Source organism: Peterkaempfera griseoplana (assembly GCF_001418575.1).
GTDB classification, from domain to species: Bacteria; Actinomycetota; Actinomycetes; order Streptomycetales; family Streptomycetaceae; genus Peterkaempfera; species Peterkaempfera griseoplana.
In genome coordinates this window covers 1-10,988 of record NZ_LIQR01000239.1, presented here as the reverse complement: position 1 = coordinate 10,988, position 10,988 = coordinate 1, and the positions used below count along the sequence as shown (strand labels likewise).

General features: G+C 70.9%; 8 protein-coding genes and 1 pseudogene. 2 read left to right on the top strand and 7 right to left on the bottom strand.

Translation table 11 applies throughout. The annotated features are described in order from the left end of the window. Together AOK09_RS18350 and AOK09_RS18345 are read right to left on the bottom strand one after the other, a co-directional pair. On the bottom strand, positions 1 to 177 hold a 177-nt coding region (locus AOK09_RS18350), incomplete at its 3' end, for an NUDIX domain-containing protein (RefSeq protein WP_157875940.1). A 275-nt stretch (positions 178 to 452) separates the two neighbouring features. Continuing rightward, positions 453 to 884 (bottom strand): annotated as a pseudogene (locus AOK09_RS18345) (RpiB/LacA/LacB family sugar-phosphate isomerase); the annotation flags it as partial. A 261-nt stretch (positions 885 to 1,145) separates the two neighbouring features. On the opposite strand from AOK09_RS18345, the gene AOK09_RS18340 reads away from it, so the two are divergent. Continuing rightward, positions 1,146 to 4,088 (top strand): glycoside hydrolase family 48 protein, encoded by a 2,943-nt coding sequence (locus AOK09_RS18340; RefSeq protein ID WP_079063195.1) that lies wholly within the window; start codon positions 1,146 to 1,148, stop codon positions 4,086 to 4,088. A 150-nt stretch (positions 4,089 to 4,238) separates the two neighbouring features. Here the strand turns inward: AOK09_RS18340 and AOK09_RS18335 are convergent, their stop codons facing one another. Continuing rightward, entirely contained in the window at positions 4,239 to 5,162 is a 924-nt protein-coding gene (locus tag AOK09_RS18335) for an LLM class flavin-dependent oxidoreductase (RefSeq protein ID WP_055588286.1), read from the bottom strand. Between the two features lie 73 nt (positions 5,163 to 5,235). On the opposite strand from AOK09_RS18335, the gene AOK09_RS18330 reads away from it, so the two are divergent. Continuing rightward, positions 5,236 to 5,679, top strand: a complete 444-nt coding sequence (locus AOK09_RS18330; RefSeq protein WP_055588285.1) for a MarR family winged helix-turn-helix transcriptional regulator — start codon at positions 5,236 to 5,238, stop codon at positions 5,677 to 5,679. A gap of 140 nt (positions 5,680 to 5,819) precedes the next feature. Here the strand turns inward: AOK09_RS18330 and AOK09_RS18325 are convergent, their stop codons facing one another. The 4 genes from AOK09_RS18325 to AOK09_RS18310 form a co-directional block, all read right to left on the bottom strand. Beyond that, a complete protein-coding gene (locus AOK09_RS18325) occupies positions 5,820 to 6,911 on the bottom strand; it encodes a 2-oxoacid:ferredoxin oxidoreductase subunit beta (protein ID WP_055588284.1) in 1,092 nt (363 codons plus the stop codon). Continuing rightward, entirely contained in the window at positions 6,904 to 8,871 is a 1,968-nt protein-coding gene (locus AOK09_RS18320) for a 2-oxoacid:acceptor oxidoreductase subunit alpha (RefSeq protein WP_055588283.1), read from the bottom strand. Before AOK09_RS18320 ends, AOK09_RS18325 begins: the two co-directional genes overlap by 8 nt. 232 nt (positions 8,872 to 9,103) lie before the next feature. Beyond that, positions 9,104 to 9,763, bottom strand: a complete 660-nt coding sequence (locus AOK09_RS18315) for a response regulator transcription factor (protein WP_322973195.1) — start codon at positions 9,761 to 9,763, stop codon at positions 9,104 to 9,106. 71 nt (positions 9,764 to 9,834) lie between these two features. Beyond that, the gene (locus AOK09_RS18310; protein WP_055588281.1) at positions 9,835 to 10,845 is read right to left on the bottom strand and encodes a polyprenyl synthetase family protein; all 1,011 of its coding nucleotides are present in this window, start codon (positions 10,843 to 10,845) and stop codon (positions 9,835 to 9,837) included. Positions 10,846 to 10,988: the final 143 nt, after the last annotated feature.

Here is a 10,988-nt window from a genome sequence, read left to right as displayed (position 1 = left end):
GAGCAGGGCGACCGCCAGCTCCTCCTCGACCTCACGCAGCAGGGTCTGCAGATCGCTCTCCGTACCCTCGCGCTTGCCGCCGGGGATGTAGAAGACGTCCTTCCCCCGGGAGCGCGCACAGAGGATCCGGCCGCCCTCCAGCCGCACCCATGCCACCGTGTCGATCAGGACCGACATCGCTCTGCCCCCTCATCCGCGGGAATCCGGTCATGCCGGACCCTACCCGGGCGAGGATCCCCCGCAGGACCCGGCGGGCGGCTCGGCGGCGGGGGTCAGAGCTCCTCCTCGGCGACCCAGTAGAGCTGTTTGTGACCGCGGGCCTCGAACTCGTCGGCGCACGCCTGGGCCTCGGCCCGGTCCGCGAAACGGCTCACCGGGAAGCGGTTGCCGTTGTCGTCCTGCCGCATCACCAGCCAGCGGGGGGCGGGCTCGGGGTCCACCGGGGAGGTGCCGATGCGGTCGACATGGCCGATGTTCTCCCGGTCCTCCGGCTCCTCGCTCGGCCGGGCGGTGAACCAGGCGTCCAGGATCTCGCCGAGCAGCGCGGCCGAGGTGAGGCGCAGGCTCAGGGCCAGCACATTGGCGTCGTTCCAGCGCCGGGCACCTGCGGCCGTGACGGCGTCGGCACAGAGGGCCGCCCGCACACCGGGGACCTTGTTGGCGGCGATGGAGGCCCCGGTCCCGGTCCAGCAGCAGACGACGGCCTGGTCGGCGCGGCCCTCCGCGACGTCCCGTGCGGCAGCCTCGGCGCTGTACGCCCAGCCGGACCTCTCCCCGGGGTGCAGTGCACCGTGCGGGACGACCGAGTGGCCGCGCCGGCCGAGTTCGGCGACCAGTGCGGGGGCGATGCCCTCGTCCATGTCGGAGGAGACGGAGATCCGCATGGGATGAGCGTAACGGGGTCCGTGACGAGGGCCCTCTGAAGACAGGCAGGGACCAGACCAGTGGGAGCGCTCCCAAAGCGTGCCCGACGATCCGACGGAGCGTCAAGTACCGCGTGCAGGCCAGTGTGTGCCGAATTTTTTGCCCAAACATTCAATGCATCAGGGGTGTCATGAGCAGGGCGGAACCGGCTACCTTGCTGCCGGACCAGTGGGAGCGCACCCACCACCCCTTGCACCTCACCACCCAGAGGAGCAGCTCTCATGCGAGCGCGCACCAGAACCATCATCGCCGCCCTGGCGACAGCCACGGCGGGCGCCGTCCTCCCGGCCGTCGGGCCGTGGGCCGGCGGCGCGGCGGCGGCCGACTTCGCCTGCGGCGTCACCTACTCCACCAACGACTGGGGCAGCGGCTTCACCGCCAACCTGACCATCACCAACCGCGGGACCGCCGCCATCAACGGCTGGACCCTCGGCTACAGCTACACCGGCAACCAGAAGCTGCAGAGCGGCTGGAACGGTGTCTGGTCGCAGTCCGGACAGGCCGTCACCGTCAAGGACGCGGGCTGGAACGGCACCATCTCCGCCGGCGGCAACGTCACCACCGCCGCCAACTTCAACTACAGCGGCACCAACGCCAAGCCGACCTCCTTCACGGTCAACGGCACCGCGTGCAACGGCGCCCACGCGGCCCCCACGGTGGCCCTGACCTCCCCCACGGCCGGTGGCAACTACAGCGCGGGCGGCACCATCCCGCTGGCGGCCAGCGCCTCCGCGGCGGACGGCGCCACCATCACCAAGGTGGAGTTCTACAGCGACACCACCCTGATCGGCACCGCGACCGGTTCGCCGTTCACCTACAACTGGACCGGCGTGCCGGCGGGTGACTACTCCGTCTACGCCAAGGCCTACGACTCCACCGGGGCCTCCAGCGAGTCCACCCCGGTCGGCGTCCACGTGGCCTCGGGCCCGGCTCTGGTCGCGGCCCCCAGCTCGCTGTCGGTGAACCAGGGCAAGACCACCACCTTCACGGTGAAGCTCTCCCAGGCGCCCACCGCCAACGTCACCGCCACGGTGGCCCGCGCCTCCGGCGGCAACACCGGCCTGTCGGCGAGCCCGGCCACGCTGACCTTCACGCCGTCCAACTGGTCGACCGCGCAGACCGTGACCGTGACCGCCGACGCCTCGTCGACCGGCGCCGCCACCTTCAACGTCAGCGCCACCGGCTACGACGCGACCAGTGTGACCGTCACCGAGCTCAAGGCGTCCAGCGGCGGCACCTACACCCAGCACTTCCTGGACGAGTACAACAAGATCATGGACCCGGCCAACGGCTACTTCTCGCCGGACGGTGTCCCGTACCACTCGGTGGAGACCCTCATCATCGAGGCCCCCGACTACGGTCACGAGACCACCTCGGAGGCGTGGAGCTACCTGATCTGGCTGCAGGCGCAGTACGGCCAGGTCAGCGGCGACTGGTCCAAGTTCAACAACGCGTGGGCGCTCATGGAGAAGTACATGATCCCCACGCACAACAACCAGCCGACCAACAGCTTCTACAACGCCTCGAAGCCGGCCACCTACGCGCCCGAGCACGACCTGCCGGACCAGTACCCGTCGCAGCTGGACAGCGGCGTCTCGGTCGGCGTGGACCCGATCGCGTCCGAGCTGAAGTCCGCGTACGGCACCGACGACATCTACGGCATGCACTGGCTGGAGGATGTCGACAACATCTACGGCTACGGCGTGACGCCGGACAGCACCGGCTGCGAGAACGGCCCGACGGCCAAGGGCCCGTCCTACATCAACTCCTACCAGCGCGGCGCGCAGGAGTCGGTGTTCGAGACCATCCCGCAGCCGTCCTGCGACAACTTCAAGTACGGCGGCACCAACGGCTACCTGGACCTGTTCACCAAGGACACCAGCTACGCCAAGCAGTGGAAGTTCACCGACGCCCCCGACGCCGACTCGCGCGCCATCCAGGCCGCCTACTGGGCCGACACCTGGGCCAAGGCGCAGGGCAAGCAGGCGGACGTCGCCGCCACGGTCGCCAAGGCTGGCAAGATGGGTGACTACCTGCGGTACTCGTTCTTCGACAAGTACTTCAAGAAGCTCGGCTGCACCAGCCCGAGCTGCGCGGCCGGCACCGGCAAGGACAGCGAGCACTACCTGCTCTCCTGGTACTACGCCTGGGGTGGCGCGACCGACACCAACGCCGGCTGGGCCTGGCGCATCGGCGACGGTGCGGCCCACCAGGGCTACCAGAACCCGATGGCGGCCTACGCGCTGACCAACGACGCCAACATGGCGCCCAAGTCGGCCACCGGCAAGACCGACTGGACCACCTCGCTCTCCCGCCAGCTGGAGTTCTACACCTGGCTGCAGTCCAGCGAGGGCGCCATCGCGGGTGGCGCCACCAACAGCTGGGGCGGCGCCTACGGCACCCCGCCGTCCGGTACGCCGACCTTCTACGGCATGGCGTACGACCCGGCCCCGGTCTACCACGACCCGGACAGCAACCAGTGGTTCGGCTTCCAGGCCTGGTCCATGGAGCGCGTGGCGGAGTACTACTACTCCACCGGCGACGCCAAGGCCAAGGCGGTGCTGGACAAGTGGGTCTCGTGGGCCGTCGCCAACACCAAGATCAACTCTGACGGCACCTACCAGATCCCCTCCACCCTCAAGTGGAGCGGCGCCCCGGCCACCTGGAACCCCAGCAGCCCGGCCGCCAACACCAACCTGCACGTCACCATCCAGGACTACACCAACGACGTGGGCGTCACCGGCTCCTACGCCAAGGTGCTCAGCTACTACGCGGCCAAGTCCGGCAACGCCAGCGCCAAGTCGACCGCCAAGGCGCTGCTGGACGACATGTGGGCCAACGACCAGGACAGCCTCGGCATCTCCGTCCCGGAGACCCGTGCCGACTACAGCCGGGTCACCCAGAAGTACAGCACCTCCAACACCAACCACGACGGTGTCTACGTGCCGTCCGGCTGGACGGGCACCATGCCCAACGGCGACAAGATCGACTCCAACGCGACCTTCCTGTCGATCCGGTCCTGGTACACCAAGGACCCGCAGTGGTCCAAGGTCCAGAACTACCTGAACGGCGGCGCCGCCCCGGTCTTCAACTACCACCGGTTCTGGGCGCAGGCCGACATCGCCACCGCGTACGCGGCGTACGGCCAGCTGTTCAACGAGTGACCCGCCTCACCGAGTGACCCGCGCGGGGTGACGTCCCCCTGAGACCCCCACCCGGGAAACGGCGCGGGGCGCGGCCGGAGCGATCCGGTGGCGCCCCGCGCCCCTTTACGTTCCGGGGCGGCGGGGCCGGCCCCGTCAGCCCCGGCCCCGTCAGCCCCGGTCCAGGGCGGCGCGCACGGGGTGCACCACCTCCTCCACGAGGCGGTGCACCACGCCGGGGGGATAGGGCCTGGCCAGGTTCAGCACCACATGGGTGAACCCGGCCGCGACCAGGTCCAGGACCGTACGGCGGCACCCCGCGAGGTCGTCGTGGGCGACGGTCAGCTGCACCGATCGGGTGATCTCCGCCGGGTCGCGGCCGAGGGCGGCACAGTGGGCGTCCAGCACCCGGCTGCGCTCCGCGACGGTCTCCACGCCGTTGTGCGGCGGCCCGGGGATGTTCCAGATGTCGGCCTCCCGGGCCACCAGCCGCAGCGTCCTGGTGCCCCATCCGCCCACCAGCAGCGGCGGACCCGGGCGCTGCACGGGCTTGGGCTCGTTGCGGGTGCCCCGCAGACGGTGGTGGCGGCCCTCGAAGTCGAAGACCTCCTCGGTCCACATCCGTCTGAGGATGGCGATCGTCTCCGCCAGCCGCTCGATGCCCTCGGCCGGCGGGACCAGGGTGAGGCCGTAGGCCTCGTACTCGGCGACCGCGGGGTTCTCACCCGGGATGCCGCCCGCGCCGGGCGGCTGACGGGTGCCACCGACGCCGATCCCCATCACCAGCCGGCCGCCGGAAACGACGTCCACAGTGGTGGCGATCTTGCCGAGGACGGCGGGCCGGCGGATCCGGTTGCTGGTCACCAGCAGGCCCAGACGCAGCCGCCGGGTCTGCGCCGCCAGGGCGCTGAGCAGCGTCCACCCTTCGAGGACCTGGCCGTCCCTGGGCCCGGCCAACGGCATCAGATGGTCCCAGAGCCAGGCGTCCTGGATGTCCGGGAGGCCGTCGGCCTCCTGCCAGACCCGGAGGATGTCCTGGTAGGAGACGTGCATGGGGGTGGTCTTGAGGCCGAACGCCACTTCCCGCTCTGTCATGGCAGGGCTCCGTTTCGTCAGTATCGCTGACGATCAGACTAGGTGACAATCAGCCCCGCAGTACAGTGAGGGCATGGAAAGCGCTGCCGGGCCCCTGGCCTCACGGCTCGGATATCTGCTGAAGCACGCCCAGCTGAGGCTCAACCAGGCCGGTGGCCAGGCCCTGGCACCCTTCGGCGTGGACGGGCACGAACTGGCGGTCCTGGTGGTGCTCGCCACCGGGGAGCCGCTCTCCCAGGTCGAGGCCGCACGGCAGCTGGGGGTCGACCGCACCACCATGGTCGCCCTGATCGACGGCCTGGAGGAGCGGGGACTGGTGGAGCGGCGCCGCAGCCCGCAGGACCGGCGCCGCAACATCGTGGAACCGACCGAGGCCGGCCGCAGCTGCCTGCGGCAGGCCGAGCAGGCCCGACTGGAGGTCGAACGCCGCTTCCTGGCCCCGCTGGGCGAGGAGGAGGCGGAACGCTTCGTCCGCGCCCTCCAGACCCTGCTGAACGCTCCCGCCGGGGAGGAGTAGCCCACTACGGCGCCGGCTGCCCCAGACCGCGCCGTACGCCCCCTGCGGGGCCCCCCACGGCTCCCGTCCGGGCAGCGGAACAGCAGAGGCGCCCGCACACACCAGGTGTGCGGGCGCCCCGGACTGCGGACGGCTGCTGCTCAGCCGACCTGCCAGGTGTCTCCGCCGGTCAGCAGGGCGGCGAGGTCGCCCTGCCCGCGCTGCCGGACGGCCTGGTCCAGCTGGTCGGCCATCAGGGTGTCGTAGACCGGCCGGTCCACGTCGCGCAGCACCCCGATGGGAGTGTGGTGCAGGGTGTCCGGGTCGGTCAGCCGGGAGAGGGCGAAGGCCGTCGTGGGGCTGGCGCTGTGGGCGTCGTGCACCAGCACCGAGGCCTCGTTCTCCGCGGTGACCTCGGCGATGTGCAGATCGCCGGTGGCGTGGTCCCGGAAGACACCCTGGGAGCCGTCGCTGCCGAAGCGGATGGGGCGGCCCTGCTCCAGCCGGATCAGCGCCTCGTCGCGGGTCGCGGGCTCCTTGAGGGCGTCGAAGGCGCCGTCGTTGAAGATGTTGCAGTTCTGGTAGATCTCCACCAGCGCGGTCCCCCGGTGCTCGGCCGCCGCCCGCAGCACCGACTGCAGGTGCTTGCGGTCGGAGTCGATGGTGCGGGCGACGAAGGACGCCTCCGCACCCAGCGCCAGCGAGACCGGGTTGAAGGGCGCGTCCAGCGAACCCATCGGGGTGGACTTGGTGATCTTGCCCAGCTCCGAGGTCGGCGAGTACTGCCCCTTGGTCAGTCCGTAGATCCGGTTGTTGAAGAGCAGGATCTTCAGGTTGACGTTGCGGCGCAGCGCATGGATCAGATGGTTGCCGCCGATGGAGAGGGCGTCGCCGTCGCCGGTGACCACCCAGACCGACAGGTCGGGCCGCGAGGAGGCCAGCCCGGTCGCGATCGCCGGGGCACGGCCGTGGATGGAGTGCATCCCGTAGGTGTTCATGTAGTACGGGAAACGGGAGGAGCAGCCGATCCCGGAGACGAAGACCACGTTCTCCCGGGCCAGGCCGAGCTCCGGCATGAAGGACTGGACAGCCGCCAGGACGGCGTAGTCACCGCAGCCCGGGCACCAGCGGACCTCCTGGTCCGACTTGAAGTCCCGGGCGGTCTGCGGCGCCGCGGCCTTGGGCACCAGGGCGAGCGAGGGCAGCCCCGCACCGCCGGCCGCCCCGCCGGCGTGGCCGTTGGCCTCAGACATGTGCGGTCATTCCTTCCTCGATGGCTGCCTGGATGGCGTCCGCCAGCTGCTCGGCCTTGAACGGCATGCCGTTGACCTGGTTGTGCGAGCGGGCGTCGACGAGGTACTCGGCGCGGATCAGCTTCGCCAGCTGGCCCAGGTTCATCTCCGGGATCAGCACCCGGTCGTAGGAGCGCAGCACCTCGCCCAGGTTGGCCGGGAACGGGTTGAGGTGGCGCAGATGGGCCTGCGCCACATGACCGCCCTGGGCGCGGACCCGGCGTACGGCCGCGGTGATCGGGCCGTAGGTGGAGCCCCAGCCCAGCACCAGCACCCGGGCGCCGCCGGACGGGTCGTCCACCGCCAGCTCGGGGACGGAGCGGGCGATGCCGTCGACCTTGGCCTGGCGGGTGCGGACCATGTGGTCGTGGTTGGCCGGGTCGTAGGAGATGTTGCCCGAGCCGTCCTGCTTCTCGATGCCGCCGATGCGGTGCTCCAGACCCGGGGTGCCCGGTACGGCCCAGGGGCGGGCCAGCGTCTCCGGGTCGCGCAGATAGGGCCAGAAGACCTCGGTGCCCTCCCGGGTGACATGGTTGGGCTCGGTGGCGAAGACCGGCGTCAGGTCGGGCAGGGCGTCCACCTCGGGGATGCGCCAGGGCTCGGAGCCGTTGGCCAGATAGCCGTCGGAGAGCAGGAAGACCGGGGTGCGGTAGGTGAGCGCGATCCGGGCGGCCTCCAGCGCCGCGTCGAAGCAGTCCGCCGGGGTGGCCGGGGCGACCACCGGGACCGGGGCCTCGCCGTTGCGCCCGTACATGGCCTGCAGCAGGTCGGCCTGCTCGGTCTTGGTGGGCAGTCCGGTGGAGGGACCGCCGCGCTGGATGTCCACGATCAGCAGCGGCAGCTCCAGGGAGACCGCCAGGCCGATGGTCTCGGACTTCAGCGCCACCCCGGGCCCGGAGGTGGTGGTGACCGCCAGGGAGCCGCCGAAGGCCGCGCCGAGGGCCGCGCCGATGCCGGCGATCTCGTCCTCGGCCTGGAAGGTCCGCACACCGAAGTTCTTGTGCTTGGACAGCTCGTGCAGGATGTCGGACGCCGGGGTGATGGGGTACGAGCCCAGGAAGAGCGGCAGGCCGGACCGCTGGGAGGCGGCGACCAGGCCGTAGGACAGGGCCAGGTTCCCGGAGATGTTGCGGTAGCGGCCCGCGGGCAGCGCCGCCGGGGCGACCTCGTAGGAGACCGCGAAGTCCTCGGTGGTCTCGCCGAAGTTCCAGCCGGCCCGGAAGGCGGTGACATTGGCCTCCGCGATCTCCGGCTTCTTGGCGAACTTCTGCCGCAGGAACCGCTCGGTGCCCTCGGTCGGCCGGTGGTACATCCAGGAGAGCAGCCCCAGCGCAAACATGTTCTTGGCGCGCTCGGCGTCCTTGCGGGCCAGGCCGCTGCCCTTGAGTGCCTCCACGGTGAGCGTGGTCAGCGGCACCCGGTGCACGTTCCAGGCCTCCAGCGAACCGTCGGTCAGCGGGTCGGCGGCGTAGCCGACCTTGGCCAGCGCACGCTTGGTGAACTCGTCGGTGTTGACGATCACCTCGGCGCCGCGCGGCACATCCCCGAGATTGGCCTTGAGCGCCGCCGGATTCATCGCGACCAGCACATGCGGGGCGTCGCCCGGCGTGAGGATGTCGTGGTCGGCGAAGTGCAACTGGAAGCTGGATACGCCCGGCAGGGTGCCGGCGGGAGCCCGGATCTCGGCCGGGAAGTTCGGCAGCGTGGAAAGGTCGTTTCCGAACGACGCCGTCTCCGAGGTGAATCGGTCACCGGTCAACTGCATACCGTCGCCGGAATCCCCGGCAAAGCGGATGATGACTCGGTCGAGGCGCTTCACCTGCTTCACGGGCCCGCCCGCCCGCCGCTCGGGCGCCCCGGGCGGGCCGGCGGGTGCCGCCGCCCCGTCCGCCGCCTCCGTCTGCTCGACCTGGCTGGTCACTGGCTTGGACCTCCCTCAGCGGCCACCATCTGCGAGCGTGAGCCGTGCGCTCCCGTCCACGTGGTGCACCACACTCATCCTAAGCTGGTAAGGGTTGCCTATGTGAGTCTTCCCCGGGGCCGTCCGGACGGCTTTCACCTGCTTCGTCCAACAATGCCCGCTGTGCCGCACAATCCGCCGTAGGGAAAGACGCGAGGCATTCTTCAGCGGTTCTCAGGGTGTCCGCCGCGCCTCAGGAATTCAGGTAGGTCAGAACCGCCAGCACCCGCCGGTGGTCCTCCGGGCTCTGGGCCAGACCGAGCTTGAGGAAGATATTGCTGACGTGCTTCTCCACCGCGCCGTCGGACACCACCAGCTGTCTGGCGATCGCCGTGTTGGTACGGCCCTCCGCCATCAGCCCCAGCACCTCGCGCTCCCGCGGGGTGAGCCCCTCCAGTACATCACCCCTGCGGCTGCGGCTCAGCAGCTGGGCGACCACCTCGGGGTCCAGGGCGGTGCCGCCGGCCGCCACCCGCTCCACGGCCTCGGCGAACTCCCGCACCTCGGCCACCCGGTCCTTCAGCAGATAGCCGACGCCACGGGTGGAACCGGCCAGCAGCTCGGAGGCGTAGCGCTCCTCCACGTACTGCGAGAGGACCAGCACACCCAGCTGCGGGTGGCGGCGGCGCAGCTCCACGCAGGCCCGCACGCCCTCGTCGGTGTGGGTGGGCGGCATCCGTACGTCGGCGACCACCACGTCGGGCAGCTCGCCCGTGCCGGCCAGGTCCGCCACGGCCTTCAGCAGTGCCTCACCGTCGCCGACACCGGCCACCACCTCCAGTCCGCGGTCGGTGAGCAGCCGGGTGAGGCCCTCCCGCAGCAGTACCGAGTCCTCGGCGATGACGACGCGCAGCATGACGGCCTTCCGGCTGGGAGACGGGATCGTGCCCAGTCTGGCCCATCGCGGCACGCCGGGGTGCTACTTCACATGGTCCGGACGGCGACGGCGTCGCAGAGGCCCTCCAGGGCCGTGCGGGACGGGCTCGGCGGCAGCTGCTCCAGCAGGTCGCGGGCCTCGTCGGCGTAGCGCATCGTCTCCTCCCGGGCACGCTCCAGCGCCGGGTGGGCGCGCAGCAGGCGCAGCGCCTCGGCATGCCGGGTGTCGTCGCAGAGGTCGCCGTCCAGCAGTTCGCGCAGCCGGACGTCGTCCCGGTCCGCCGGGTTCACGGGCATGGCCCGCAGCAGCAGCACCGGCAGGGTGGGGACGCCCTCCCGCAGGTCGGTGCCGGGGGTCTTGCCGGACTCGTGGCCGTCACTGGCGATGTCCAGCACGTCGTCGGCCAGCTGGAAGGCGATGCCGATCCGCTCGCCGTACTCGGTGAGGACCTCCACCGTGCGCTCGTCGACGCCCGCCAGCATGGCGCCCAGCCGGGCGGAGACCGCGATCAGCGCACCGGTCTTGCCGCTGAGGACATCCAGGTAGTGGCGGACCGGGTCGTCTCCCGGGCGGGGCCCGGCGGTCTCCAGGATCTGGCCGGTCACCAGCCGCTCGAACGCCTCGGCCTGCACCCGTACGGCGTCCGGGCCCAGGTCGGCGAGGATCCGCGAGGCGCGGGAGAAGAGGAAGTCGCCGGTGAGGATGGCCACCGAGTTGTCCCAGCGGGCGTTGGCGCTGGGGGCGCCGCGCCGCACCGGGGCCTCGTCCATCACGTCGTCGTGGTACAGGGTGGCCAGATGGGTGAGCTCCACGACCACGGCGGCCGGGACCACGCCGGGGGCGCCCGGGTCGCCGAACTGCGCGGCCAGCAGCGTCAGCAGGGGACGGAACCGCTTGCCGCCGGCCTCCAGCAGATGCTGAGCGGCCACCGTGATGAAGGGCACGTCGCTCTTGGTGGCCTCGGCCAGCGCCTCCTCGACAGCGGCCATGCCGTCCCGGACGTCGGCATCAAGCGCCTGGTCCTGCATGCTCAGCCCCAAGGGCCCCACGACGGTCACGAAGACCACTCCTGTCGCTGGTCGGTCATGCGGCCGGTACGGGATGCCGCTGCTGCCATCAAGTGCAGCGTATCCGGTCACAACTCGATCACCGCGTGGGCACCGCAGCCCCGGGGGCCGGGGAGGCGCGGCCGCCCGGGGGT